Genomic DNA, 25,825 nt, shown 5'->3' on the forward strand with positions numbered 1-25,825 from the left:
AATTAAATAGGAAAGAGCACCCTTAGCTCAACTGGATAGAGTACCTGACTACGAATCAGGCGGTTAGAGGTTCGACTCCTCTAGGGTGCATAAAGCGGTAGCTTTAGATCGGGAAGTAGCTCAGCTTGGTAGAGTACTTGGTTTGGGACCAAGGTGTCGCAGGTTCGAATCCTGTCTTCCCGATATTATGGCGGTGTAGCTCAGCTGGCTAGAGCGTCCGGTTCATACCCGGGAGGTCGGGGGTTCGATCCCCTTCGCCGCTATATTGTTGATCTTGTTGGACCTTTAGCTCAGCTGGTTAGAGCTCTCGGCTCATAACCGAGTGGTCGTAGGTTCAAGTCCTACAAGGTCCATTGTTATCTTGGAGGATTACCCAAGTCCGGCTGAAGGGAACGGTCTTGAAAACCGTCAGGCGTGTAAAAGCGTGCGTGGGTTCGAATCCCACATCCTCCTTAATATTAACGCGGGATGGAGCAGCTCGGTAGCTCGTCGGGCTCATAACCCGAAGGTCGTAGGTTCAAATCCTGCTCCCGCAATTTGGCTCGGTAGCTCAGTTGGTAGAGCAATGGATTGAAGCTCCATGTGTCGGCGGTTCGATTCCGTCTCGCGCCATTTCTTTTAATAATAAGCGGGTGTAGTTTAGTGGTAAAACTACAGCCTTCCAAGCTGTTGTCGCGAGTTCGATTCTCGTCACCCGCTTTGAACATAAGTTCATTACCAAGTTTTTAACTTGGGCGCGTAGCTCAGGTGGTTAGAGCGCACGCCTGATAAGCGTGAGGTCGGTGGTTCGAGTCCACTCGTGCCCATTTTGGAGAATTACTCAAGAGGCTGAAGAGGACGGTTTGCTAAATCGTTAGGTCGGGTAACTGGCGCGGGGGTTCGAATCCCCCATTCTCCGTATAATTTTGAAGTTTGAGATGTCATCTCAAACTATTTTTTATATTTTTGAAGGTTTCGTCTATGTTATTGAATCGTTTCTTTAAAATTTTTAGTTTTGTGTTTGTTTTAACTGTTTCAGGAATTCTATTTCTTTTTCCATCTGTTAGAACTTCGATTGTTTTAAAATCTTCTGATCTATTATCTATAGTTGATAAGGCCGTATCGGTACCATTTGTTGTTGTGGAATCTAAGGCAATAGATTTAAAGAATTTATCTGAATTAAATGATGAAAACCGTTCGTTAAAATCACGTCTTTATCAAAAGGATATTGACCAGTCAAAACTTAGCCGTTTGGAATCAGAAAATATAGAATTAAAGGACTTGATGTCAATCAAGAATTCTGTATCGGGTTCTAAACAAGTCGTTAGTGAGATTATTGACCGTAATTATGGTTCGTGGGATCAGGAATTTGTTATTGATAAAGGTAGTTCAGATGGAATTTCTGATTCTATGTTTGTTCTTTCATCTGGTGGCGTCATTGGTGTGGTAGAAAGTATAGAGAAAAATTCTAGTAAAGTGAAATTATTAGTCGAAGATACTATTTCTTCACAACACCTGACGTTTAAAATTGAGAGTCAAGGACAATCTATTTTTGCTTTATTATATGGTTATGATGAGAAGACAGGTGAGTTTCGGTTGTTGCAAATTGGAGATCCAGTTGAAATTAAAAAAGGATCACTCGTTTCAACAAGTGGTTTAGGAAAATATAAGAGTAGTGACTTACCTCTTGGTACTGTGACTTCTACTCAAAAGGCATCTGATCAATTGGGGCAAGAAATTCGTGTGAAACCAAAGGCTAATTTAGATGTCAATCGTTATGTACTATTGATCGGAGAGTAGTGTGAAAGTCATACGTAAGTACTATTTTTTACCTTTAATCTTATTCTTATCTTTATTTGTTGATGGGCAAATCTCTTTTCTTGTTTCTCGTTTTAGTTTAAACTCCCTTGAACCCACTTCGTTTTTATTTCTATATGGTTTTATGTTATTGAGCCTCTATTTCTCTGAGATAGCTTGTATTTGGTGGGGAATCCTTTTTGGTTTTTGTTTTGATGTGTATTTTTTACACACTATAGGAATTGCCTTCTTAATTTTCCCTTTATTACAGGTGATTTTTTATCGGTGTAATCAGATTATTTTGGTCAATCGATTGACTCGTTTTTTTACATTTTTATTAACGATTCTATTATTTCAGATTTTAACCAATCTTCTTTTGATTCTTTTTATCGGTATAAAATTTAACTGGATTACACTAATTATTTACCAAATTGTCCCAAGTTTAATTTTGAATATGCTTCTCTTAATAGTATTACAGCCGTTACTTGAAAAGATTTATTTATAAACTCGCAATAAAAATGTAACAATAGCGTAATATAAATTTTTAAAAAATTTGTTATACTAGTTAGTGTCTTATTAGAAAGGGAAAATTTATCTAATGAAGAAAAAATTATTTGCCACAATCTTATTGAGTACAGTTGCTTTATCACAAGGTGCTGTCGTAGCTGGTGTATCAGCCGACTCGACAGATGATAAGATTGCTGCTCAAGATAACAAAATCAATAGTATTAATCAACAACAACAAAGTGCACAAGTTCAGGTAGATCAAATTCAAGGTCAAGTATCTGAAATTAAAAAACAACAAGAAAATCTTCAAGCTGAAAATGATCGTTTAAATGAAGAATCTGAACGATTGTCAGCTGAGATCGATGAGTTGTCAAAAAATATTGTTGCTCGTCAAGAATCACTTGCAAATCAAGCACGTAGTGCTCAAACAACTGGTACTGCAACAAGCTATATTAATGCGATTGTTAGCTCTGGATCTTTGACAGAAGCTATCTCACGTATTTCTGCTATGAATGAAATTGCAGATGCTAACAACAAAATGTTGCAAGAGCAAAAACGTGATAAAGAAGATATTGCACAAAAACAAAAAGAAAACAACGACGCTATCAATACTGTTATTGCAAACAAACAGCAATTAGATGATGATGCGCAAGCTTTGTCAACAAAAGAAGCTGAGTTGAAAGTCGCACAATTAAACTTGGCTGCCGAAAAATCAACTGCTGAAAACGAAAAGAATGCTTTGTTGCAACAAAAAGCTGAAGCTGAAAAAGCAGCAGCAGCAGCGGCAGCAGCTGAAGCAGCTTATCGTGCAAAACAAAAAGAACAACAAGCAGCTGTAAAGGCTTCTGCTAATACAACTCTTCAAGCACAAGTTCAGGTAGCAGCTCAAACACCAGCTGCAACACCAGCGGCTGCACAAACTCAAGCAGCAGCTCAACCTGCTGTTCAAACTCAAGCAGCGGCTGCACCAGTAGCAACTGCTTCTCGTCCAACTTATAGTTCATCTGCATCATCTTATCCAGTTGGTGAATGTACATGGGGTGCGAAGACATTGGCTCCATGGGCAGGTGATTACTGGGGTAATGGTGGACAATGGGCGGCAAGTGCAGCAGCAGCAGGATTCCGTACAGGATCTCAACCACAAGTTGGTGCTATTGCATGTTGGAATGATGGTGGATATGGACACGTAGCAGTTGTTACAGCCGTTCAATCTACAACAAGCATCCAAGTCTCTGAGTCTAACTATAATGGTATCCGTAGTATTGGTAACTACCGTGGTTGGTTTAACCCAACAACAGCACAAGGTACTGTTACTTATATCTATCCAAACTAAGAATTATACTGAAGCAGAACATTTGTTCTGCTTCTTTTTTTGAAATAGTGTCGGTAAAGCTGGATTTTGTAATTTCCATAAATTAATATTTGAATATTTGCTTAAAAAGCGATAAAATGATTACAGGAGAAATTTGTGCTGACTGTACAATATGGTTTTAGATTTTACTGGAGGAAATCATGTCATTTTCTGATTTAATGCTCTTTGCTTTGTCGTCAAATCAAGAATTGGCTCAACGTGTGTCTCGCGAAATGGGATTACCGCTTGGAAAGTCAACGGTTCGTCAATTTTCTGATGGAGAAATTCAGGTTAATATTGAAGAATCAATCCGTGGGAAAGATGTTTATATTTTGCAATCCACTAGCTCACCGGTTAACGATAATCTGATGGAAATTTTGATTATGGTAGATGCCTTGAAACGGGCGAGTGCGCAATCCATTAATGTGGTGATGCCGTATTACGGCTATGCTCGTCAAGACCGGAAAGCTCGGGCTCGTGAACCAATTACTTCTAAGTTAGTAGCCAATATGCTTGAGGTTGCTGGAGTTGATCGTCTGTTGACAATTGATTTGCACGCTGCTCAAATTCAAGGTTTCTTTGATATTCCTGTTGACCACTTGATGGGTGCGCCTCTGATCGCCGACTATTTTGAACGTCGCGGGATGATTGGAAAAGACTATGTTGTTGTCAGTCCAGACCATGGTGGGGTGACTCGTGCTCGGAAATTAGCTGAATTTTTGAAGACACCGATTGCGATTATTGATAAACGTCGAAGTGTTGATAAGATGAATACGAGTGAAGTGATGAATATTATCGGGAGTGTTGAAGGCAAGACTTGTATTTTGATTGATGATATGATTGATACAGCTGGTACAATCTGTCATGCCGCGGATGCCCTTGCAGAAGCAGGTGCTGTTGAAGTCTATGCGAGCTGCACTCACCCTGTTTTATCAGGCCCAGCGATGGATAACATCCAAAAATCAGCCATTAAGAAGTTGGTGGTATTGGATACGATTTATCTATCGGAGGATCGTTTGATTGATAAAATTGAGCAAATTTCGATTGCGAAACTCCTGGCTGAGGCTATTGTTCGCATTCATGAAAATCGTCCTCTTTCTCCTCTGTTTGAAATCGGAAATGCCAAAAAATGTTAACAATAAGGAGGCTGGGGAACAGCCTCTTTTGTGTAGGAGGAAATACAAATGGAAATCAGAAACTGGTGGCAAAATCTAAAAAAAGAAAAGAAACGGGAAAAACTGGTTCAAGCAGCTAAAAAACTAGAAGCAAAGGCGGATCCTCGTTTGCCCAAGAAACAATTGCCTAAAAATGGAGTAGTGAAATAAAGTAATAGAAAAATGATGATTCAAAATAAATAAGATGACTTGCATTGGCTAGTCATTAAGTTAAATAAGGATGCCTCTAACAATCATTCAATAGTTAAAAATATAACTAAACCGTGGTTTTAGATACTAAATTTTAAAAAACTTAAAAAATTTTTAAAAAAAAACAAAAAAACTCTTGACAGAGGCAGAATATCCTAGTATACTTATCATAGTTACGAAGTAACGAATATTTTAAATTATAAAAGGAGATAAAACAATGAAAAAAGTTTTATTATCATCAGTAGCAGCTCTTGCTGTATTTGCAGCAGCAACACCAGTTTTTGCCAATAACACTGGTCAACACTACTCAGCAGACGACAATGCTACATCACTTACAGGTGCAGACATGTTCACAAACGATAAAGATGGTCTTACTCAATACAATAAAGACGGTCTTAACAATGTTGATGCTGATTCAACTAAAGACAAATTTAAAGCAGCTGGTGAAGAATTGAAACCTGTACCAGGTAAACCAGGTGAATTCGTAGTTGAAGGTTCAGCTAAAGCTGATGCTAAAGCTGATGCTAAAGCTGATGCTAAAGCTGATGCTAAAAAAGATGCTAAAGCTCCAGCAGCTGCAGGTCAAAAAGCTCTTCCAAAAACTAGCGCAGTTAAATAATTTCTAATTAATTAGCTCATAAAAATATCACTGAGTCCTTGGGCTCAGTGTTATTTTTTAGAGAAAATATCTAATAGGAGAGTTTATTTTATGAAACGTTCTGCAAAAAAAACATCTTCAGGTGGGAAGATTGTTGGGCTATTTGTCGCTCTTTTAGCAGTTATTGTGGTTGTCGCTGGTTTTTTGTTCTTTAATCCATTTGGTGAAAAGTCCTCTAATACGGCTAAGAAAACAAATGGTTCTTCAACCAGTGCTTCATCACAGACTGTGAAGTATGAACCTAGCCAAGAAGAAAAAGATTATTTAAAGAATCGTTTTGCTCAGTTAACTGCTGTTAACCCTGAGGCGATTGCTTATGTTTATGCTCCAGGTACAGAGTTGGATGAACCTGTCGTTCAAACAGGAGATAATGCAACATACTTGGATAAGACTTTTGATGGTGGAAATGAACCCTATATGGGTACTGTCTTTATGGATACGGATAATAAGAAAGATTTTAGTGATCGTTTGACTTGGTTATTTGGTCATGCTCGTGGTAGTAAGGTTGGTGATCATCGTATGTTTAACGATGTCAACTTCTATGACAAGCAAGAATACTTTGATCAACATCCGTATGTTGTCATTGAGACACCTGAGCGCAAGTATTATTATGAAGCGATGTGCTTGGTGATTGTCCCTGAAACAACTGCTTTCTATCGTACTAGCTTTGAAGACGACAAAGACTTTACGACTCAGTTGAAGAAGGTCTATGAAGATGGTCAAACCAAGAACCCTAATATTAAGATCAAGGCATCTGATAAATACTTGGTCTTGTCAACTTGTCGTGAAGAGGATGAAACCATTCGTTCTAACCTCTACCTTCGTCAAATTCCTGATTCAGAAATGAAGGATTTTGTAGCGAAACATGCAGATCAATTGACATATGTGGCAACACGTGGTCAACAATAATGTCTTGAAAGACTTAGCATTGCTAAGTCTTTTTTGTATGGAAGGATTGTTGAAAGATTCTTTGGTGGTAAGCAAAAGATGGGGATCTGGCTTGTTCCTTTGCGATGGGGTCCTATTTATAGTATAATGAATATAAGTGTTTTTGGAGGTGTTCTATGGATTTAACGAAACGTTTTAATAAAAATTTGAATCGGATTGAAGTTTCTTTGATTCGTCAGTTCGATCAATCAATTTCTTCCATTCCTGGTGTCTTGCGTTTGACGTTAGGAGAACCGGATTTTACAACTCCTGAACATGTAAAAGAAGCAGGAAAGGCTGCCATTGATGCGAATTTTAGCCATTACACTGGGATGAGTGGTTTGCTGGCTTTGCGTGAGGCAGCGAGTCAGTTTGTGGGTGATAAATATGGTATTCACTATCGTCCTGAGGATGAGATATTGGTGACGATCGGTGCGACAGAAGCCTTGTCTGCAACCTTGACAGCAATCTTGGAACCTGGGGATGTGGTGCTGCTCCCAGCACCGGCCTACCCTGGTTATGAACCCATTGTGAATTTGGTTGGGGCTGAGATTGTCGAAATTGATACGACAGCAGATCGTTTTGTCTTGACTCCTGAAAAGTTGGAAAAGGCGATTCTAGAGCAGGGTGAAAAATTGAAGGCTGTTATTCTCAATTATCCAGCTAATCCAACGGGTGTCACCTATTCGCGCGAACAGATGGCGGAATTGGCTGCTGTCTTAAAAAAATATGAAGTTTTTGTGATTTGTGATGAAGTCTATTCAGAGTTGACTTATACTGGAGAAGCGCATGTCTCTATGGCATCCTTCATTCCTGAGCAGACTATTGTCATTAATGGCTTATCTAAGTCTCATGCCATGACAGGCTGGCGCCTTGGCTTTATCTTTGCCCCAGCAGCATTGACGGCCCAATTTATCAAGAGTCATCAGTATTTGGTAACAGCTGCTGGAACTATGAATCAGTATGCTGCGATCGAAGCTTTGACGGAAGGTCGGGATGATGCGGAGCCAATGAAGAAGGAATATGTGAAGCGTCGTGATTATATTATTGAAAAAATGTCCGCGCTTGGGTTTGAGATGATTAAGCCAGATGGAGCTTTCTATATTTTTGCTAAAATCCCAGCTGGTTATAATCAGGATTCCTTTGCTTTCTTGCAGGATTTTGCGCGTGAAAAAGCGGTCGCTTTTATTCCTGGTGCTGCTTTTGGTCAATATGGTGAAGGCTATGTGCGTTTGTCGTATGCAGCCAGCATGGAGGTTGTCAAGGAAGCTATGAAACGCTTGAAGGAGTATATGGAAGAACATGCTGGAGTCAATTGAGACCCGGGGAATTGTCCTGTATAATCGGGAGTTTCGTGAGGATGACAAGCTGGTCAAAATCTTCACAGAGAAGTCAGGGAAGCGGATGTTTTTTGTGAAACATGCGGGAAAATCACGGTTGAATCCCATGTTGCAACCATTGGTAACGGCAGATATGTTGCTGAAAATCAATGATGATGGCTTGAGTTATATTGATGATTTTCAAGATGTGCAGGTTTATAAGAAAATCAATGCAGATCTTTTTGCCCTTTCTTATGCGACCTATGTTCTGGCGCTTGCAGATGCAAGCATTCAGGATAATCAGGTGGATCCGGCCCTGTTTGCTTTTTTAGAAAAGACCTTGTCTTTGATGGAAGAGGGACTGGATTATGAGGTTTTGACCAATATTTTTGAGATTCAGATTCTATCTCGGTTTGGAGTTATCTTGAATCTGCATGAATGTTGTTTCTGTCATCGGGTTGGACTTCCTTTTGATTATTCTTTTCGGTATAGTGGGGTCCTTTGTCCGGATCATTATGATCAGGATGAGAGACGTGCCCACTGGCATCCGAATGTTCTCTATTTATTGGATCAGTTTCAAGCAGTACGATTCAGTGAGTTAGAGACGATTTCTCTACAAGCGGAGATGAAAGCAGCTCTGCGTCAGGCAATTGATCAGTTGTATGAGGAGTATGTAGGGATCCATTTAAAAGCTAAAAAGTTTATCGATTCCTTGAGTGATTGGGGAGCGATTATGAAAGATTCATCTGGAGGTGAAACATGAAAAAAATTGCAGTAGATGCAATGGGGGGCGATAATGCACCTCAAGCCTTGGTAGAAGGTGTGAATCAAGCCATTCGTGATTTTGATGATATTGAGATTGTCTTGTATGGCGATGAGGCAAAAATCAAAGATTATTTAACCGCAACAGAACGTGTATCGATTGTGCATACGGAAGAAAAAATCGATTCAGATGATGAGCCAACGCGGGCCATTCGTCGGAAAAAACAGGCTTCTATGGTCTTAGCTGCCAAGGATGTGAAGGCTGGTGAGGTCGATGCCATGCTATCTGCGGGAAATACAGGTGCGCTATTGGCGGCTGGTTTCTTTATCGTTGGCCGCATCAAAGGGGTGGAACGCCCTGGCTTGATGTCGACACTTCCAACGGTTGATGGTCGTGGCTATGATATGCTAGACTTGGGTGCCAATGCGGAAAATACACCAGAGCACTTGCATCAGTATGCTGTGATGGGATCCTATTATGCTGAAAATGTTCGTGGGATTCAAAAACCACGCGTGGGTCTATTGAACAATGGGACAGAAGCTAGTAAGGGAGATCCTTTGCGCAAGGAAACTTACCAATTGTTATCTGAGGATGAGTCGATTCATTTTGTTGGAAATGTGGAAGCGCGTGACTTGATGGATGGCGTTGCTGATGTTGTTGTGGCGGATGGGTTCACGGGAAATGCTGTATTGAAAACCATGGAAGGAACGGCTTTTGGAATCTTGAAGCAGCTGAAACAAGCGATTGCTACTGGAAACTGGAAGGCGAAATTGGGAGCTTTTCTGCTCAAGGACCGTTTGAAATCATTGAAGCAAACCTTGGATTTCTCAGATGTTGGAGGAGCGGTCTTGTTTGGCCTTCAAGCACCTGTTGTTAAAACGCATGGTTCGAGTGATGCCAAAGCTGTCTATAGCACGATTCGTCAGATTCGGACCATGTTAGAGACAGATGTTGTTGGAAAATCAGTGAAGGAATTGTCGAAGGAAGGGTAATGTATGAGTAAACAAAACGAAATTTTAGCTACTATTGAGAAATTTCTTAAAGACCGCAAGGGACCAGATTTTCAAGTATCTTCGGAATCTGACTTACGTAAGGATTTACAGGCGGATTCTGTTGAATTGATGGAATTTATTATCAATCTTGAGGATGAATACCAAATTGAGATTCCAGACAAGGCTATTGATGACTTTAACACAGTAGGGGATGTTGCCGACTATATCGAGAAACGAACTGCTGGTCACTAATGAAAAAGGGATCGTTCAGAGATTATTCTGGATGGTCTTTTTTTCTGTCCTTTTTATTCGGATTCTGCTTATATTGTACGGATTTTTATTGAAAACACACTTTGTATGTGATAGAATGAAGGTGATAAAATACGAAAGGCGAACAAAGTCATGACCAATCAACTGATTTATACTGGAAAAGCTAAGGATATCTATACTACTGAGGACGAACATGTGATTAAGTCGGTCTATAAGGACCAGGCAACCATGCTTAATGGGGCTCGTAAGGAGACTATTAAAGGAAAAGGTGTGCTAAATAATCAGATTTCGTCTCTTATTTTTGAAAAATTGAATGCTACGGGTGTAGCAACGCACTTTATCGAACGTATTTCTGACACAGAACAACTCAACAAGAAAGTAAAAATTATTCCTTTGGAAGTTGTTCTTCGTAATGTGACTGCGGGTTCTTTCTCAAAACGGTTTGGCGTGGAAGAAGGTTTGAACTTGGAAACTCCAATCGTTGAATTTTACTACAAGAACGATGAGTTGGATGATCCATTCATCAATGATGAGCATGTAAAGTTCTTGGATATTGCCAATGATGAACAAATTGCTTATATCAAGGAAGAAACGCGTCGTATCAATGAATTGCTGAAAGATTGGTTTGCACAAATTGGTCTTCGCTTGATTGACTTCAAATTGGAATTTGGTTTTGATAAGGATGGCAAGATTATCTTGGCAGATGAATTTTCTCCAGATAATTGCCGCCTTTGGGATGCTGAAGGGCACCACATGGACAAGGATGTTTTCCGTAGAGATTTGGGCAGTTTAACGGATGTATATCAGGTTGTGTTGGAGAAATTACAGGGCTTGAAGTAATTTTTTTGAAACGGAAAACCTTCGTCTTTCAAGTAAAAGGACTCAGGCTGAAAAGGTCTACTAGACCTTTTCACTCCGTCGTGATCTTGGCAGCTTGACAGATGTTTATGAAGTTGTATTGGAAAAATTGCAAGGTTTGAAGTGATCTTTTTGAAATGGAAAACCTTCGTCTTCGATAACCTATTTGAATAGAAATAAAGGAAATAAAATGGATAAACGTATTTTCGTTGAGAAAAAATCTGATTTTCGTGTGAAATCGGACTCTTTAGTAAAAGAATTGCAGCATAATCTTCAGTTGAAAACGTTGAAGGATCTTCGGATTGTTCAGGTTTACGATGTCTTTGATTTGGCAGAGAACTTGTTTGCGCGTGCGGAAAAACACATCTTCTCTGAGCAAGTGACCGATACTGTTTTGGATGAAGCTGCGGTTAAGGCTGATCTTGAGAAGTATGCTTTCTTTGCTATCGAAAGTTTGCCTGGTCAATTTGACCAACGTGCAGCATCTTCGCAAGAAGCTTTGCTGTTGTTGGGTAGTTCAAATGATGTAACAGTGAATACAGCACAATTGTACTTGGTTAACAAGGATATTGATGCGAATGAGTTGGAAGCTGTTAAAAACTACCTTTTGAACCCAGTGGATTCTCGTTTCAAAGATATCACTGTTGGTATTGCGAAACAGGATTTCTCTGAGTCTGACAAGACCATTCCAAGCTTGGATTTCTTTGAGACTTATACTGCAGAAGATTTTGCACAGTATAAGGCTGAGCAAGGATTGGCCATGGAAGTGGATGACCTTCTCTTCATTCAAGATTACTTCAAGTCTATTGGACGGGTACCAACTGAGACTGAGTTGAAGGTTTTGGATACTTACTGGTCTGACCACTGCCGTCATACAACTTTCGAAACTGAGTTGAAAACCATCGACTTCTCAGCTTCTAAATTTGAAAAACAATTGCAAGCGACTTATGACAAGTATATTGCCATGCGTAATGAGTTGGGACGTACCGAAAAACCTCAAACCTTGATGGATATGGCGACTATTTTTGGTCGTTATGAGCGTGTCAATGGTCGTTTGGATGACATGGAAGTGTCTGATGAAATCAATGCCTGCTCAGTTGAAATTGAAGTGGATGTCAATGGTGTGAAAGAACCATGGCTTCTCATGTTCAAGAACGAAACGCACAACCACCCAACGGAAATCGAACCATTTGGTGGTGCGGCTACTTGTATCGGTGGTGCCATTCGTGACCCATTGTCAGGGCGTTCCTACGTTTACCAAGCCATGCGTATCTCAGGTGCTGGTGATATTACAGCTCCAATTTCAGAAACTCGCGCTGGTAAATTGCCACAACAAGTGATTTCTAAAACAGCGGCTCACGGTTATTCTTCATATGGGAACCAAATTGGTTTGGCAACAACTTATGTTCGTGAATACTTCCACCCAGGTTTCGTTGCTAAGCGTATGGAGCTAGGTGCAGTTGTCGGTGCGGCTCCTAAGGAAAATGTTGTCCGTGAAAAACCTGAAGCAGGTGATGTGATTATCTTGCTTGGTGGTAAGACTGGACGTGACGGTGTCGGTGGTGCGACAGGTTCTTCTAAAGTTCAAACGGTTGAATCTGTTGAAACAGCTGGTGCTGAGGTTCAAAAAGGGAATGCCATCGAAGAACGTAAGATTCAACGTCTTTTCCGTAATGGGGATGTGACACGTCTGATCAAGAAATCAAATGATTTTGGTGCTGGTGGTGTCTGTGTGGCGATCGGTGAATTGGCAGATGGTCTTGAAATTGATCTAGACAAAGTGCCATTGAAATACCAAGGTTTGAACGGTACAGAAATTGCCATCTCTGAATCTCAGGAACGGATGGCCGTAGTGGTTCGTCCAGAAGATGTAGATGCCTTCGTTGCAGCATGTAACAAAGAAAATATTGATGCTGTTGTCGTTGCGACAGTAACTGAAAAACCAAATCTTGTCATGCACTGGAATGGTGAAACAATCGTTGATTTGGAACGTCGTTTCCTTGATACAAACGGTGTACGTGTGGTTGTAGATGCTAAGGTGGTTGACAAGGATGTCAAGCTTCCAGAAGAACGTCAAACATCTGCTGAAACCCTTGAAGCGGATACTCTTGAAGTCTTGGCTGACCTGAACCATGCCAGTCAAAAAGGGTTACAAACCATCTTTGATAGCTCGGTTGGTCGTTCAACAGTCAATCACCCACTTGGTGGTCGCTACCAAATCACACCAACGGAAGCTTCTGTACAGAAATTGCCAGTCCAACATGGCGTGACAACAACTGCATCTGTTATGGCGCAAGGATTCAACCCTTATGTAGCAGAATGGTCTCCATATCATGGCGCTGCCTATGCGGTCATTGAAGCAACAGCTCGTTTGGTTGCTGCTGGTGCAAACTGGTCTAAGGCTCGTTTCTCTTATCAAGAATATTTCGAGCGGATGGATAAACAAGCAGAGCGTTTTGGTCAACCAGTAGCTGCTCTCCTTGGATCAATCGAAGCTCAGATTCAACTTGGTTTGCCATCTATCGGTGGGAAAGACTCTATGTCTGGTACCTTTGAAGAATTGACCGTACCACCAACCTTGGTTGCTTTTGGGGTGACAACTGCCGATAGCCGTAAGGTTCTTTCTCCAGAATTCAAAGCTGCTGGTGAAAATATTTACTATATTCCTGGTCAAGCTTTGGCACAAGAAATTGACTTTGATCTTATTAAATCTAACTTTGCTCAATTTGAAGCCATCCAAACTAACCACAAAGTGACAGCTGCATCAGCTGTTAAATATGGTGGTGTGGTTGAAGCTCTTGCCCTTGCAACATTTGGGAACCATATTGGAGCTAACGTCGAATTAGCTAACCTTGACACTGGCTTGACAGCTCAATTAGGTGGATTCGTCTTCACATCGCCTGAAGAAATTGCAGGTGTTGCCAAGATTGGACAAACAGTGACTGACTTTACACTCACTGTCAACGGTGTAACGCTTGATGGACACAAACTTGACAGTGCCTTCCAAGGTAAATTGGAAGAAGTTTATCCAACAGAATTTGCACAAGCAACTGAGTTGGAAGAAGTACCAGCTGTGGCATCAGATGCTGTGATCAAAGCTAAAGAAACAGTTGATACACCAGTGGTTTACATCCCAGTATTTCCAGGGACTAACTCTGAGTACGATTCAGCTAAGGCCTTTGAAAAAGAAGGGGCCAAAGTTAACCTGGTACCATTTGTCACACTCAACGAAGAAGCGATTGTCAAGTCTGTTGACACCATGGTTGACAACATCGAAAAAGCCAACATTATCTTCTTTGCAGGTGGCTTCTCAGCAGCCGATGAACCAGATGGATCAGCTAAATTCATCGTGAACATCTTGCTCAATGAAAAAGTGCGTGCAGCTATCGATCACTTCATTGAACGCGGTGGTTTGATTATTGGTATCTGTAATGGATTCCAAGCCCTTGTTAAATCAGGTCTTCTTCCATACGGTAACTTTGAAGATGCAAGCAGCACGAGTCCAACCCTCTTCTACAATGATGCCAACCAACACGTGGCTAAGATGGTTGAAACACGTATTGCCAACACGAATTCACCATGGCTTGCCGGCGTGAAAGTTGGTGACATTCATGCCATCCCAGTATCACACGGTGAAGGTAAATTTGTCGTGACAGCTGAGGAATTTGCAGAGCTTCGTGACAATGGTCAAATCTTTACCCAATATGTTGACTTCGAAGGTAAACCAAGCATGGATTCTAAATATAATCCTAACGGATCTGTAAATGCTATCGAAGGTATCACAAGTAAGAACGGTCAAATTATTGGTAAGATGGGTCACTCAGAACGTTTCGAAGATGGTCTCTTCCAAAATATTCCAGGAAATAAAGACCAACATCTCTTTGCATCAGCGGTTCAATACTTTACTGGAAAATAAAAGGTATACAAAATGACATACGAAGTTAAATCTCTTAATGAAGAATGTGGTATTTTTGGGATCTGGGGACACCCAGATGCTGCAAAACTGACTTATTTCGGATTACACAGTCTTCAACACCGTGGTCAAGAAGGGGCGGGGATCCTTTCCAATGATGCGGGTCAACTAAAACGGTATCGTGACACGGGGCTTCTCTCAGAAGTATTTCGAAATCCTGCTAACTTGGATAAGTTAACAGGAATGGGAGCGATTGGCCATGTTCGCTATGCGACAGCTGGGGAAGCTTCGGTGGATAACATCCAGCCCTTTCTCTTTCGCTTTCATGATACCCAGTTTGGACTGGCCCACAACGGGAATTTGACCAATGCCAAGTCCCTCAAACGGGAGTTGGAAAATAACGGAGCGATCTTTAGCTCAACTTCTGATTCAGAAATCTTGGCCCACTTGATTCGTCGGAGCCACAACCCATCCTTCATGGGTAAGGTGAAAGAAGCCTTGAATACGGTGAAAGGTGGATTTGCTTACCTTCTTATGCTGGAAGATAAGCTAATTGCGGCCTTGGATCCAAATGGTTTCCGTCCTCTTTCGATTGGGAAAATGGCCAATGGCGCTATCGTAGTTTCCTCTGAAACCTGTGCCTTTGAAGTGGTTGGAGCAGAGTGGATCCGCGATGTGAATCCAGGTGAAGTCGTGATTATCGATGATAACGGCATCACTTACGATACGTATACCACAGATACCCAATTGGCTGTTTGCTCAATGGAGTATATCTACTTTGCTCGTCCGGACTCCAATATCCAAGGGGTCAATGTCCATACAGCCCGTAAACGTATGGGAGCTCAATTGGCACGTGAATTCAAACATGAAGCAGATATTGTGGTCGGTGTACCTAATTCATCACTTAGCGCAGCCATGGGATTTGCTGAAGAATCTGGCCTACCAAATGAAATGGGCTTGATTAAAAACCAATATACCCAACGGACCTTTATTCAACCAACACAAGAACTACGGGAGCAAGGGGTTCGGATGAAGCTCTCTGCCGTATCCGGTGTAGTGAAAGGCAAACGCGTTGTCATGATTGATGATTCTATCGTACGTGGGACAACATCACGTCGGATTGTGAAGTTATTGAAAGAAGCAGGGGCTACAGAAGTCCATGTGGCAATCGCAAGCCCAGCTCTGGCTTATCCATGTTTCTACGGGATCGATATTCAAACACGTAAGGAATTGATTGCTGCCAATCATACAGTAGAGGAAACACGCGATATCATTGGTGCAGATAGCTTGACATACTTGTCAATCGATGGCTTGATTGATTCTATTGGAATTGATACAGATGCCCCCAATGGCGGTCTTTGTGTGGCTTACTTTGATGGAAAATATCCAACGCCTTTGTATGACTACGAAGAACGCTATGTGGAAAGTTTGAAAGAACATACTTCTTTCTATTAAGAGCAGTGCAAAAGAAAAGGAATGAAACAAATGACAAATAAAAATGCGTATGCACAGTCGGGTGTGGACGTTGAAGCAGGTTATGAAGTTGTTGAACGGATCAAAAAACACGTTGCTCGTACAGAGCGTGCGGGTGTTATGGGAGCTCTTGGTGGCTTCGGTGGCATGTTTGATCTTTCAAAAGCAGGTGTCAAAGAGCCTGTTTTGATTTCAGGTACAGATGGTGTTGGTACTAAGCTGATGCTTGCCATCAAGTACGACAAACACGATACGATCGGTCAAGACTGTGTGGCCATGTGTGTTAACGATATCATCGCTGCAGGTGCGGAGCCCCTTTACTTCCTTGACTATATCGCAACTGGTAAAAATGAACCTGCTAAATTAGAGCAAGTCGTTGCTGGTGTTGCAGAAGGTTGTGTGCAGGCTGGTGCAGCCCTTATCGGTGGCGAAACAGCTGAAATGCCAGGTATGTATGGTGAAGATGACTATGATTTGGCTGGGTTTGCTGTCGGTGTTGCAGAAAAATCTCAAATTATCGACGGTTCAAAAGTAGCTGAAGGCGATGTGATTCTTGGACTTGCTTCAAGCGGTATCCACTCAAATGGTTACTCACTCGTGCGTCGTGTTTTTGCAGATTACACAGGGGAAGAAGTTCTCCCAGAATTGGAAGGCAAAAAACTTAAAGACGTTCTTTTGGAACCAACTCGTATCTACGTCAAAGCAGCTTTGCCACTCATCAAAGAAGAATTGGTGAATGGGATTGCCCACATCACAGGTGGTGGTTTCATCGAAAATGTACCACGTATGTTCTCAGATAACTTGGCTGCTGAAATTGACGAAAGCAAAGTTCCAGTTCTTCCAATTTTCAAAGCCCTTGAAAAATATGGCCAAATCAAACATGAAGAAATGTTTGAAATCTTCAACATGGGAATTGGTCTCATGCTTGCAGTGAAACCAGAAAATGTGGAACGTGTCAAAGAACTTCTTGACGAACCTGTTTATGAAATCGGTCGTATTGTGAAGAAAGATGGCGCAAGTGTGGTGATTAAATAATGGCTAAAAAAATTGCTGTTTTTGCCTCTGGCAACGGCTCAAACTTTCAGGTGATTGCGGAACAATTTCCAGTAGAATTTGTTTTTTCAGATCATCGGGATGCCTATGTTTTAGAACGTGCTAAGAATCTTGGTGTGCCTAGTCATGCCTTTGAACTCAAGGAATTTGACAATAAAGTAGCTTATGAAGAAGCTATCGTTAAACTCTTGAATGAACACCAGATTGACTTGGTTTGTTTGGCGGGTTATATGAAAATCGTTGGCCCAACCTTGCTAGCAGCTTATGAAGGCCGTATCATCAATATTCACCCAGCCTATCTTCCGGAATTTCCAGGTGCTCATGGTATTGAGGATGCTTGGAATGCAGGTGTTGCTGAGAGCGGTGTGACCATTCACTGGGTGGATTCTGGCGTTGATACTGGGAAGGTCATCAAACAAGTCCGTGTGCCACGCCTTGAAGGGGATACCCTTGATACTTTTGAAACTCGCATCCACGAAACAGAGTACAAACTCTATCCAGAAGTCTTGGAACGTTTGGGAGTGGAGAGGAAGTAAGAAGGAAATCAGAGATGATTTTGCGGTAGAACTAAAGGCCATCAGCTAAGGAGAATTTATGGGTCTATTTGATTTTTTTAAGAAGAAATCTTCTGACAAAGAGAAGCCGATTGAAGATAAGATTGTTGTTAAATCGGATGAAACAGATGACAGTGCTCCAGGGTGGGATGCGATTGATGAAGAATTTAATCGTTTATATCCTGATCAGCCAAATCCTCGCCATTATGGAACGGTTATCAAGTATATGTTAGGTGGTCCAGATCCGCTTGATGGCATCAGTGTTTACGATGCAGGGGAGTTTTGGCATTTTGTCAGCTATGGTTTGTCAGAACTATATACAAAAGAATGTGAAGATCCTGAATATAGTGGTTATGGGATTGAATTGACCTTTAAGTTAAAGAAATCAACTAACGACGAAGAAGAAATTAAAAATGGCTGTGGTTTGCTGCAGTATGTAGCAAGATATATATTTCAAACAGGTAAAGTGGTCTTGCCCGAAGAATACATCTATACGAAGCAAACAGTAGGGATTGATGCCCAGCAGAAATCTAATTTGACAGGATTCTTGACTGCTGCTGATGATTTAGCTAAGCCTCTAGATACTCTGCATGGAAAAGTGGAATTTGTGACCCTGATTGGTGCGACAGATGCCGAACTGCGAAGTGTTTACGAAAGTGAAAAAAGTAAACTTGAGGTCAAGAGATTGTTGCAAGAACTTGGAAATCAACTGACAGACTATCATCGCCAATCTCTAGTTTAACTGATATGAAGGCACCTCTTGATACAAGGAAAGGAAGAAAAATGACTAAACGCGCACTAATTAGTGTTTCAGACAAAGCGGGTATTGTTGAATTTGCCCAAGAACTCAAAAAACTCGGTTGGGACATCATCTCGACAGGTGGGACTAAAGTTGCCCTTGACAATGCTGGGGTAGATACCATTGCTATCGACGATGTGACTGGTTTCCCAGAAATGATGGACGGTCGTGTGAAGACTCTCCACCCAAATATCCACGGTGGTCTCCTCGCTCGTCGTGACCTCGATAGCCACCTAGAGGCTGCTAAGGACAATAATATCGAATTGATTGACCTTGTTGTGGTCAACCTTTACCCATTCAAGGAAACCATCCTTAAACCAGACGTGACTTACGCGGATGCGGTTGAAAATATCGATATTGGTGGGCCATCTATGCTTCGTTCAGCAGCGAAGAACCACGCTAGCGTAACAGTTGTGGTAGATCCTGCTGACTATGCTGTGGTTCTGGACGAATTGGCAGCCAACGGCGAAACAAGTTACGAAACTCGCCAACGTTTGGCAGCTAAAGTATTCCGCCATACGGCAGCCTATGATGCTTTGATCGCAGAATACTTCACTGCTCAAGTAGGTGAAGAAAAACCTGAAAAACTCACTTTGACGTATGACCTTAAGCAACCAATGCGTTACGGTGAAAATCCTCAACAAGACGCAGACTTCTACCAAAAAGCTCTGCCAACGGATTACTCCATCGCTTCAGCGAAACAGTTGAACGGGAAAGAATTGTCCTTCAACAATATCCGTGACGCTGATGCGGCTATCCGGATCATCCGTGATTTCAAAGACCGTCCAACTGTTGTGGCTTTGAAACACATGAACCCATGTGGGATTGGTCAAGCTGACGACATCGAAACTGCTTGGGACTACGCTTATGAGTCTGACCCAGTATCCATCTTCGGTGGGATCGTGGTTCTCAACCGTGAGGTAGATGCTGCGACAGCTCAAAAGATGCACGGTGTTTTCCTTGAAATCATCATTGCACCAAGCTATACAGATGAAGCGCTTGAAATCTTGACAACCAAGAAGAAAAACTTGCGTATCCTTGAGTTGCCATTTGACGCTCAAGATGCTAGCGAAGTGGAAGCAGAATACACCGGTGTTGTTGGTGGTCTCCTCGTTCAAAACCAAGACGTGGTGAAAGAAAGCCCAGCTGACTGGCAAGTGGTGACGAAACGCCAACCAACTGAGACAGAAGCGACAGCTCTTGAGTTTGCTTGGAAAGCGATCAAGTATGTCAAATCAAATGGGATCATCGTAACTAATGACCACATGACACTTGGTGTTGGCCCAGGTCAAACCAACCGTGTGGCATCTGTCCGTATCGCTATTGATCAGGCTAAAGACCGTCTTGACGGCGCTGTTCTTGCTTCAGATGCCTTCTTCCCATTTGCAGATAACGTGGAAGAAATCGCCAAAGCAGGGATTAAAGCGATCATCCAACCAGGTGGATCAGTACGTGACCAAGAGTCAATCGAAGCTGCTGATAAATATGGTTTGACCATGATCTTTACAGGCGTCAGACATTTTAGACATTAATCAAAAAAGGCTGGGCAAAAAATGTCCAGCCTTTGATGTTTGATAGGAATAACTGCAAGACGCAGTGGTTGATTGGTATCTTTTTTCGCTTTTTAAGCTCCAAAGATAACCTAATCAACTGTGCGGGGGTGGGAAGACGAACTCCTTTTAAATAGTCTGAGTTCTTTCCCACTCCCTTTCTGCTGGTTATGAAGACCTTAATCGGGGTAGATATAGGTGACGGTTCCCCAGATGGGATTGGTTGGATCGAACCAACCGCGGAAGTTGTCGATATAGCGATGGCCGTTGTAGTTAGCCTCTTGGATCTGAATTTTTTGGTCATGTTCGACGTCCGTAACCAAGGCGACATGGCCATATCCCCCATTGTCCCAACAGGCGATAGCGCCGACCTCTGGAGTGTCTCCTGTCCGGAATCCAGCAGCGCGTGCACTAGCTGCCCACATGCCACCGTTTCCCCACCAGTTGTGGGCCCAAGGGGCTAATTCTTTGGCTCCCCAGGTGCACTCACCAATGGGGTAGGTATTTCCCGGGTGTGTTGCGAGTGGAGTGAGCTTTGGCTTTGCCTTTTCCACTTGAAAGGTAGTGGGGAATAGCCCTTTTAGTTGTCCCTGGCTTTTCTGGTAGACGTGGAGATGAAATAGCCCGCTTCCCTTGTGTTTTTGAGCCTGAAAGCGCAGTTGGAAATGTCCAGGTGCGATCTTCTTTGCGGGATACCAGACTAAATCATCCTGCCCATTTTCTTCTGACCAGATGGGGAATACAATCTCGTCAACGTCTTCGAACAACTTTAGGTCTACCTCAAATTCTTGTGAGGAGTTAGGTGTGATCGTGATTTTGGGATGGGAGGAGGCGAGGTCTTTTTGCTGGACGCTGGTCGTGAGAGGGTAAAGACCGGTTAGCTGTTCATTTGCCTCCACTCCATAGACATGGACATGATAAAGTCCGGCTTGATCAGAATGGTTGGTCAATGGCACTTGTAGGTCAAATCCCTTGTCACTGCGTTCCACAGGATACCAAATCAGGTCATCTTGGCCATTTTGGTCAGACCAGACGGGAACTTGGATCTTTTGATACTTATCCGGGACGTTTCCAAGATGAATCATCAACTGCCCTTTTTCGGCATAGATAGCATTGGTCGCTTGATCTGCATGAGCAATAGAGGCTTGCATCCCCCATGTCGCACAAGTCAGTACGACAAATTTTTTGATCGTTTGCATAATACTCCTTTTCGTCAATTAGTAGGTCTCACCTATACTATTCGGAAAAAAATGAGAAATAGGAGAAAATAGCAAAAAATGTTTGGATTCTACTGAAAATAGGAGACTTTTGCTGAAATCATTAGAATAAAACGAACGATTATGATATAATTTAATAAAATAATTCGCAAAAGAGGTTCGAGATGAAACTTTTGGTTGTTGGATCTGGCGGTCGTGAGCATGCGATTGCCAAGAAATTGTTGGAGTCTAAAGACGTTGAGCAGGTTTTTGTGGCTCCTGGTAATGACGGGATGCGATTAGACGGTTTGGATTTGATCAATATCGGAATTTCCGAACATTCTAAGCTGATTGACTTCGCAAAAGCGAATGATGTTGCTTGGACCTTCATTGGTCCAGATGATGCTCTTGCGGCTGGCATCGTAGATGATTTCATTGCAGCTGGTCTCAAGGCTTTTGGTCCGACCAAGGCTGCAGCTGAGCTTGAGTGGTCTAAGGATTTTGCTAAGGAAATCATGGTCAAATACGATGTTCCGACAGCAGCCTATGGCACATTTTCAGATTTCGAGAAAGCCAAGTCCTACATCGAAGAAAAAGGTGCTCCAATCGTCGTCAAGGCAGACGGGCTGGCCCTTGGGAAAGGTGTCGTCGTTGCGGAGACCGTTGAGCAAGCCGTTGAAGCCGCTCACGAGATGCTTTTGGACAATAAATTTGGTGATTCAGGTGCGCGTGTAGTCATCGAGGAATTTCTTGACGGGGAAGAGTTTTCTCTCTTTGCCTTTGTCAATGGGGACAAGTTCTACATCATGCCAACAGCTCAGGACCACAAACGTGCCTACGATGGTGACAAGGGTCCGAACACTGGTGGAATGGGTGCCTATGCGCCAGTTCCTCACTTGCCACAGAGCGTGGTTGACACAGCGGTTGACACCATTGTCAAACCAGTTCTTGAAGGCATGATTAAAGAAGGGCGTCCGTACCTAGGTGTCCTTTACGCGGGGCTAATCTTGACAGCTGATGGACCGAAAGTCATCGAGTTCAACTCACGCTTTGGAGATCCAGAAACGCAAATCATCTTGCCTCGTTTGACATCTGACTTTGCACAAAATATCACCGATATTTTGGATGGCAAAGAGCCAGCCATCACTTGGACGGACAAGGGTGTGACACTTGGCGTGGTTGTAGCCTCAAACGGCTACCCACTCGCTTATGAGAAGGGTGTCAAACTTCCAGCCAAGACAGAGGGGGACATCATCACTTACTATGCTGGTGCAAAATTTGCTGAAAATGGCCAAGACCTCCTCTCAAACGGAGGACGCGTCTACATGCTGGTTACCACAGCAGCCACCGTCAAAGACGGCCAAAACATTATTTACAAAGAACTCGATAAACAAAACACAGAAGGCCTGTTCTACCGAAAGGATATCGGTAGCAAGGCAATAAAAGATTAACAGATACTAACTTTGTCATGGCGAGCGAAAGCGAGCCAAACTAAGATAATGGTCACTTAATTTGCGAGCGTTAGCGAGCTAGTATAGGATAATCGTCGCAGTAATGGAACGCTACAGGCGGTTGCTTACGTCCGCACTACAATAGACGATTATCAAAAAAGGAGAATAAATGAAACCAGTAATTTCCATTATCATGGGCTCAAAATCCGACTGGGCAACCATGCAAAAAGCCGCTGAAGTCCTCGATAACTTTGGTGTCGCTTACGAAAAGAAAGTTGTTTCCGCACACCGCACACCAGATCTCATGTTCAAACATGCCGAAGAAGCACGTAGCCGTGGCATTAAGGTCATTATCGCTGGTGCGGGTGGCGCTGCTCACTTGCCAGGTATGGTTGCTGCTAAAACAACCCTTCCAGTTATCGGCGTACCCGTCAAGTCTCGTGCCCTTAGCGGTGTGGATTCACTTTATTCCATCGTTCAGATGCCAGGCGGGGTACCTGTCGCAACCATGGCGATCGGTGAAGCAGGTGCGACTAACGCTGCCCTCTTTGCCCTCCGTCTTCTTTCGGTAGAGGACCAGGCTATCGCGACAGCTTTGGCGGATTTCGCTGAAGAACAAGGAAAAATTGCAGAGGAGTCTACAAATGAGCTCAACTAAAACCATTGGGATCATCGGTGGTGGCCAGCTCGGTCAGATGATGGCGATCTCAGCTATCTACATGGGACACAAGGTTATCGCCTTGGATCCAGCAGCTGATTGCCCAGCCTCCCGTGTGGCGGAAATCATCGTGGCCCCTTACGACGACGTAGATGCCCTTCGTCAGTTGGCAGATCGCTGTGATGTTCTCACTTATGAATTTGAAAATGTGGATGCTGATGGTTTGGATGCCGTTATCAAAGAAGGCCAGCTTCCTCAAGGGACCGACCTGCTTCGCATCTCCCAAAACCGGATCTTTGAGAAGGACTTTCTTTCCAACAAAGCACAAGTCACTGTGGCCCCTTACAAAGTCGTAACTTCTAGCAAAGACTTGGCAGATATCGACCTGTCGAAAAACTATGTCCTCAAGACGGCGACTGGTGGTTATGATGGCCACGGTCAGAAGGTCATTCGTTCGGAAACAGATTTGGAAGAAGCCTATGCGTTAGCTGATTCAGCAGACTGCGTTTTAGAAGAGTTCGTCAACTTTGACCTTGAAATTTCGGTCATCGTGTCTGGAAATGGCAAGGACGTGACGGTTTTCCCCGTTCAGGAAAATATCCACCGCAACAACATTCTTTCAAAAACCATTGTACCCGCTCGCATTTCAGAAAGTCTAGCTGAAAAAGCCAAGGCCATGGCAGTGCGAATCGCAGAACAACTGAACTTGTCTGGTACACTTTGTGTAGAAATGTTTGCGACAGCTGATGATATCATCGTCAACGAAATTGCGCCACGCCCACATAATTCAGGGCACTACTCAATCGAAGCTTGCGACTTTTCACAGTTTGATACCCATATTCTAGGAGTTCTCGGAGCACCACTTCCTGCTATTCACCTCCATGCGCCTGCTGTCATGCTCAATGTACTCGGCCAACACGTCGAAGCTGCTGAAACATATGTGACAGAAAATCCAAGCGCTCACCTCCACTTATATGGTAAACTAGAAGCAAAGCACAACCGAAAAATGGGACATGTGACCTTGTTTAGTGATGTGCCAGACGAGGTTGAGGAGTTTGGTGAGGGGATTGATTTTTGAAATGACAGAAGAATTTGATGAATTGCTGGATGATGAAATAACGACCGTAACACTGACTTATACGGACGATTTGATTGTTCCAGAGATTGCGGATAGAGAGGGGATTCATATTTTAGACAGAACTGGCAATCAGCTAGTCTTAGAATATTCTTGTTCCGTGAAGGAAGTTAAGGATTATCTGAATAGTTACGGTCTGCCTAAACATCCTGAGAGAATTTCATTTGAATTTTCTATACATGAAGACTCAGAAAATGATAATCTTTAAAGCTAAATGGAGACCAGTTTATGATTCAACTCATCGTCAACTCTTTGTTTAAACAAGAGAAACCATATAACCACTGCTGGAAAGGGATTGATTTTTAAGTGAAAATAGCGATTCTAGGGCTTGGAGTCATCGGGACCACTTATGCCTATGCCTTTCAAAAAGCAGGCCATCAAGTGGAGCATGTACTGAGAGATAGTAAGAAAAGCACTGCTCCGAAGGAGTTGTCGGTTGATCTGCTAGATGGCCGCTATCATTCCAAAGGTGAGAACAAACACGACACTTATGAGGTTCATGTGGCGGAAGCTGATTCGGAATATGATTTTATTTTTCTGAGTGTGCGTCATGGGTTTGTCAAAGAAGCTGTGGAAACCTTGCGAAAAAATAATATCAAAGGCACTCTCGTTTTCTTCTGCAATTTCTGGAATACTCGAAAAGAGGTACAGGAGTGGGCAGGAGATTACGACTATATTCTGGCTTTTCCGACAGCGGGTGGTCATATGCAAGAGGACCATTTAGATGGTGTCTTGTTCGACCATTTAATGCTAGAGGGAGCGCAAAAAGCACACATTTCTAACTATGCTGATTTGACGGATTTACTGACTTCTGCAGATTTGAAGTGGGAAGTGCCTCATGATATGGTCGAGTGGATTTGGATTCACATGGCGATTAATGCAGGTGTCACTTCGACAGCTGCACGTTCGGGGAATCTGGAAAACCCAGAAGAATTGGCTTTGAACTTGATGAATAGTTCTTCAGAATTGTCATTGGCCATCAAGGCCATTCGAGAGGCTTTGAAAGTCGTAGAAGCGCGTGGAGTGAATTTGAAATTTTACAAAGCAGAACTCTTACCGTACAAAATTCCTGCTTGGATAGCAGGCAAAGCCATGAAAGTCATGTTTGCGAAAAATGAGCTGACCCGAAAAATCATGACCTTGCACAATGATAAACAGGACATTTTCTACTGCTGTCAAAGTGTTTATCAGACTGGTCAAGAGTTAGGTGTCAAGATGCCTATTCTGGAAGCAAATATGAAGGGCATTTCGCTTTAGG

At 42.6% G+C, this 25,825-nt stretch carries 24 protein-coding genes and 10 tRNA genes; 33 read left to right on the forward strand and 1 reads right to left on the reverse strand.

The window, feature by feature from the left end:
* Nucleotides 1-16: 16 nt before the first annotated feature.
* From O3642_RS07960 to purH, 28 genes are all read left to right on the forward strand, one after another.
* Nucleotides 17-90, forward strand: a tRNA-Arg gene (locus O3642_RS07960).
* 19 nt (nucleotides 91-109) lie between these two features.
* Nucleotides 110-183 (forward strand) — tRNA-Pro (locus tag O3642_RS07965).
* A gap of 6 nt (nucleotides 184-189) precedes the next feature.
* Nucleotides 190-263 (forward strand) — tRNA-Met (locus O3642_RS07970).
* Nucleotides 264-279: 16 nt separating this feature from the next.
* Nucleotides 280-353: transfer RNA gene (locus O3642_RS07975), tRNA-Ile, on the forward strand.
* 10 nt (nucleotides 354-363) lie between these two features.
* A tRNA-Ser gene (locus O3642_RS07980) sits at nucleotides 364-453 on the forward strand.
* 9 nt (nucleotides 454-462) lie between these two features.
* Nucleotides 463-536, forward strand: a tRNA-Met gene (locus O3642_RS07985).
* 3 nt (nucleotides 537-539) lie between these two features.
* Nucleotides 540-612 (forward strand) — tRNA-Phe (locus O3642_RS07990).
* A gap of 16 nt (nucleotides 613-628) precedes the next feature.
* Nucleotides 629-699 (forward strand) — tRNA-Gly (locus tag O3642_RS07995).
* 33 nt (nucleotides 700-732) lie between these two features.
* A tRNA-Ile gene (locus tag O3642_RS08000) sits at nucleotides 733-806 on the forward strand.
* Nucleotides 807-810: 4 nt separating this feature from the next.
* Nucleotides 811-898: transfer RNA gene (locus tag O3642_RS08005), tRNA-Ser, on the forward strand.
* A 62-nt stretch (nucleotides 899-960) separates the two neighbouring features.
* Entirely contained in the window at nucleotides 961-1,779 is an 819-nt protein-coding gene (mreC, locus tag O3642_RS08010) for a rod shape-determining protein MreC (protein WP_371605745.1), read from the forward strand.
* Nucleotide 1,780: 1 nt separating this feature from the next.
* A complete protein-coding gene (mreD, locus tag O3642_RS08015; protein WP_371605746.1) occupies nucleotides 1,781-2,281 on the forward strand; it encodes a rod shape-determining protein MreD in 501 nt (166 codons plus the stop codon).
* Between the two features lie 93 nt (nucleotides 2,282-2,374).
* Nucleotides 2,375-3,616 (forward strand): peptidoglycan hydrolase PcsB, encoded by a 1,242-nt coding sequence (pcsB, locus tag O3642_RS08020; protein ID WP_371605747.1) that lies wholly within the window; start codon nucleotides 2,375-2,377, stop codon nucleotides 3,614-3,616.
* Between the two features lie 179 nt (nucleotides 3,617-3,795).
* Nucleotides 3,796-4,770: a ribose-phosphate diphosphokinase gene (locus tag O3642_RS08025; protein ID WP_003002322.1), complete on the forward strand. Its 975-nt coding sequence runs from the start codon at nucleotides 3,796-3,798 to the stop codon at nucleotides 4,768-4,770.
* A 48-nt stretch (nucleotides 4,771-4,818) separates the two neighbouring features.
* Entirely contained in the window at nucleotides 4,819-4,959 is a 141-nt protein-coding gene (locus tag O3642_RS08030; protein WP_003002401.1) for a hypothetical protein, read from the forward strand.
* A gap of 256 nt (nucleotides 4,960-5,215) precedes the next feature.
* Nucleotides 5,216-5,617, forward strand: coding sequence for an LPKTxAVK-anchored surface protein (locus O3642_RS08035; RefSeq protein WP_371605748.1), 402 nt, complete (start codon nucleotides 5,216-5,218; stop codon nucleotides 5,615-5,617).
* A gap of 90 nt (nucleotides 5,618-5,707) precedes the next feature.
* Nucleotides 5,708-6,565: a class B sortase, LPKTxAVK-specific gene (srtB, locus tag O3642_RS08040; protein WP_371605749.1), complete on the forward strand. Its 858-nt coding sequence runs from the start codon at nucleotides 5,708-5,710 to the stop codon at nucleotides 6,563-6,565.
* A 155-nt stretch (nucleotides 6,566-6,720) separates the two neighbouring features.
* Complete coding sequence (locus O3642_RS08045; protein ID WP_371605750.1) at nucleotides 6,721-7,902, forward strand: pyridoxal phosphate-dependent aminotransferase; 1,182 nt, start codon at nucleotides 6,721-6,723, stop codon at nucleotides 7,900-7,902.
* Nucleotides 7,886-8,665: a DNA repair protein RecO gene (recO, locus tag O3642_RS08050; RefSeq protein WP_045760082.1), complete on the forward strand. Its 780-nt coding sequence runs from the start codon at nucleotides 7,886-7,888 to the stop codon at nucleotides 8,663-8,665. The genes O3642_RS08045 and recO overlap by 17 nt, the downstream gene beginning before the upstream one ends.
* Entirely contained in the window at nucleotides 8,662-9,657 is a 996-nt protein-coding gene (plsX, locus tag O3642_RS08055) for a phosphate acyltransferase PlsX (protein WP_003009280.1), read from the forward strand. Before recO ends, plsX begins: the two co-directional genes overlap by 4 nt.
* A gap of 3 nt (nucleotides 9,658-9,660) precedes the next feature.
* Nucleotides 9,661-9,909 (forward strand): phosphopantetheine-binding protein, encoded by a 249-nt coding sequence (locus O3642_RS08060; RefSeq protein ID WP_004219479.1) that lies wholly within the window; start codon nucleotides 9,661-9,663, stop codon nucleotides 9,907-9,909.
* Between the two features lie 150 nt (nucleotides 9,910-10,059).
* Nucleotides 10,060-10,767 carry a phosphoribosylaminoimidazolesuccinocarboxamide synthase gene (gene purC, locus O3642_RS08065; protein WP_371605751.1) on the forward strand — a complete coding sequence of 236 codons (708 nt, stop codon included), beginning with the start codon at nucleotides 10,060-10,062 and terminating at the stop codon, nucleotides 10,765-10,767.
* Between the two features lie 208 nt (nucleotides 10,768-10,975).
* Nucleotides 10,976-14,701 (forward strand): phosphoribosylformylglycinamidine synthase, encoded by a 3,726-nt coding sequence (locus tag O3642_RS08070; protein ID WP_371605752.1) that lies wholly within the window; start codon nucleotides 10,976-10,978, stop codon nucleotides 14,699-14,701.
* Nucleotides 14,702-14,713: 12 nt separating this feature from the next.
* On the forward strand, nucleotides 14,714-16,153 hold the full coding sequence (gene purF, locus O3642_RS08075) for an amidophosphoribosyltransferase (protein ID WP_371605753.1): 1,440 nt from the start codon (nucleotides 14,714-14,716) through the stop codon (nucleotides 16,151-16,153).
* 30 nt (nucleotides 16,154-16,183) lie between these two features.
* Entirely contained in the window at nucleotides 16,184-17,206 is a 1,023-nt protein-coding gene (gene purM / locus O3642_RS08080; RefSeq protein WP_371605780.1) for a phosphoribosylformylglycinamidine cyclo-ligase, read from the forward strand.
* Complete coding sequence (gene purN / locus O3642_RS08085; RefSeq protein ID WP_371605754.1) at nucleotides 17,206-17,760, forward strand: phosphoribosylglycinamide formyltransferase; 555 nt, start codon at nucleotides 17,206-17,208, stop codon at nucleotides 17,758-17,760. The genes purM and purN overlap by 1 nt, the downstream gene beginning before the upstream one ends.
* A 58-nt stretch (nucleotides 17,761-17,818) precedes the next feature.
* Entirely contained in the window at nucleotides 17,819-18,520 is a 702-nt protein-coding gene (locus O3642_RS08090) for a suppressor of fused domain protein (protein WP_371605755.1), read from the forward strand.
* Between the two features lie 41 nt (nucleotides 18,521-18,561).
* Nucleotides 18,562-20,109, forward strand: coding sequence for a bifunctional phosphoribosylaminoimidazolecarboxamide formyltransferase/IMP cyclohydrolase (gene purH, locus O3642_RS08095; RefSeq protein ID WP_155127675.1), 1,548 nt, complete (start codon nucleotides 18,562-18,564; stop codon nucleotides 20,107-20,109).
* A gap of 197 nt (nucleotides 20,110-20,306) precedes the next feature.
* Here purH and O3642_RS08100 read toward each other — a convergent pair whose 3' ends face one another.
* Nucleotides 20,307-21,326, reverse strand: a complete 1,020-nt coding sequence (locus O3642_RS08100; protein ID WP_155127672.1) for a GBS Bsp-like repeat-containing protein — start codon at nucleotides 21,324-21,326, stop codon at nucleotides 20,307-20,309.
* A gap of 182 nt (nucleotides 21,327-21,508) precedes the next feature.
* Between O3642_RS08100 and purD the strand changes: the two genes are divergently transcribed.
* The 5 genes from purD to O3642_RS08125 all read left to right on the forward strand — a co-directional run bounded on the left by purD (nucleotide 21,509) and on the right by O3642_RS08125 (nucleotide 25,824).
* Nucleotides 21,509-22,774: a phosphoribosylamine--glycine ligase gene (gene purD / locus O3642_RS08105; protein WP_155127669.1), complete on the forward strand. Its 1,266-nt coding sequence runs from the start codon at nucleotides 21,509-21,511 to the stop codon at nucleotides 22,772-22,774.
* A 169-nt stretch (nucleotides 22,775-22,943) separates the two neighbouring features.
* Entirely contained in the window at nucleotides 22,944-23,432 is a 489-nt protein-coding gene (purE, locus tag O3642_RS08110; protein ID WP_003015335.1) for a 5-(carboxyamino)imidazole ribonucleotide mutase, read from the forward strand.
* Entirely contained in the window at nucleotides 23,419-24,510 is a 1,092-nt protein-coding gene (purK, locus tag O3642_RS08115) for a 5-(carboxyamino)imidazole ribonucleotide synthase (protein WP_004219451.1), read from the forward strand. Before purE ends, purK begins: the two co-directional genes overlap by 14 nt.
* A 1-nt stretch (nucleotide 24,511) precedes the next feature.
* Nucleotides 24,512-24,775, forward strand: coding sequence for a hypothetical protein (locus O3642_RS08120; RefSeq protein ID WP_003002352.1), 264 nt, complete (start codon nucleotides 24,512-24,514; stop codon nucleotides 24,773-24,775).
* Nucleotides 24,776-24,873: 98 nt separating this feature from the next.
* Nucleotides 24,874-25,824, forward strand: coding sequence for a ketopantoate reductase family protein (locus O3642_RS08125; RefSeq protein ID WP_371605756.1), 951 nt, complete (start codon nucleotides 24,874-24,876; stop codon nucleotides 25,822-25,824).
* Nucleotide 25,825 lies beyond the last annotated feature (1 nt).

It is taken from the genome of Streptococcus sp. 27098_8_66 (assembly GCF_041431945.1).
In the GTDB taxonomy this organism is placed as follows: Bacteria; Bacillota; Bacilli; order Lactobacillales; family Streptococcaceae; genus Streptococcus; species Streptococcus dentalis.

Bases quoted from the DNA above. Each gene is read 5' to 3' on its own strand.
- mreC (WP_371605745.1), top strand. From the start codon at position 961: ATGTTATTGAATCGTTTCTTTAAAATTTTTAGTTTTGTGTTTGTTTTA.
- purM (WP_371605780.1), top strand. From the start codon at position 16,184: ATGACAAATAAAAATGCGTATGCACAGTCGGGTGTGGACGTTGAAGCA.
- O3642_RS08100 (WP_155127672.1), bottom strand. From the start codon at position 21,326: ATGCAAACGATCAAAAAATTTGTCGTACTGACTTGTGCGACATGGGGG.
- O3642_RS08120 (WP_003002352.1), top strand. From the start codon at position 24,512: ATGACAGAAGAATTTGATGAATTGCTGGATGATGAAATAACGACCGTA.
- O3642_RS08045 (WP_371605750.1), top strand. From the start codon at position 6,721: ATGGATTTAACGAAACGTTTTAATAAAAATTTGAATCGGATTGAAGTT.
- O3642_RS08060 (WP_004219479.1), top strand. From the start codon at position 9,661: ATGAGTAAACAAAACGAAATTTTAGCTACTATTGAGAAATTTCTTAAA.
- purN (WP_371605754.1), top strand. From the start codon at position 17,206: ATGGCTAAAAAAATTGCTGTTTTTGCCTCTGGCAACGGCTCAAACTTT.
- purK (WP_004219451.1), top strand. From the start codon at position 23,419: ATGAGCTCAACTAAAACCATTGGGATCATCGGTGGTGGCCAGCTCGGT.
- O3642_RS08090 (WP_371605755.1), top strand. From the start codon at position 17,819: ATGGGTCTATTTGATTTTTTTAAGAAGAAATCTTCTGACAAAGAGAAG.
- O3642_RS08025 (WP_003002322.1), top strand. From the start codon at position 3,796: ATGTCATTTTCTGATTTAATGCTCTTTGCTTTGTCGTCAAATCAAGAA.
- recO (WP_045760082.1), top strand. From the start codon at position 7,886: ATGCTGGAGTCAATTGAGACCCGGGGAATTGTCCTGTATAATCGGGAG.
- purD (WP_155127669.1), top strand. From the start codon at position 21,509: ATGAAACTTTTGGTTGTTGGATCTGGCGGTCGTGAGCATGCGATTGCC.
- plsX (WP_003009280.1), top strand. From the start codon at position 8,662: ATGAAAAAAATTGCAGTAGATGCAATGGGGGGCGATAATGCACCTCAA.
- O3642_RS08070 (WP_371605752.1), top strand. From the start codon at position 10,976: ATGGATAAACGTATTTTCGTTGAGAAAAAATCTGATTTTCGTGTGAAA.
- pcsB (WP_371605747.1), top strand. From the start codon at position 2,375: ATGAAGAAAAAATTATTTGCCACAATCTTATTGAGTACAGTTGCTTTA.
- purC (WP_371605751.1), top strand. From the start codon at position 10,060: ATGACCAATCAACTGATTTATACTGGAAAAGCTAAGGATATCTATACT.
- purE (WP_003015335.1), top strand. From the start codon at position 22,944: ATGAAACCAGTAATTTCCATTATCATGGGCTCAAAATCCGACTGGGCA.
- O3642_RS08035 (WP_371605748.1), top strand. From the start codon at position 5,216: ATGAAAAAAGTTTTATTATCATCAGTAGCAGCTCTTGCTGTATTTGCA.
- srtB (WP_371605749.1), top strand. From the start codon at position 5,708: ATGAAACGTTCTGCAAAAAAAACATCTTCAGGTGGGAAGATTGTTGGG.
- purF (WP_371605753.1), top strand. From the start codon at position 14,714: ATGACATACGAAGTTAAATCTCTTAATGAAGAATGTGGTATTTTTGGG.
- purH (WP_155127675.1), top strand. From the start codon at position 18,562: ATGACTAAACGCGCACTAATTAGTGTTTCAGACAAAGCGGGTATTGTT.
- O3642_RS08030 (WP_003002401.1), top strand. From the start codon at position 4,819: ATGGAAATCAGAAACTGGTGGCAAAATCTAAAAAAAGAAAAGAAACGG.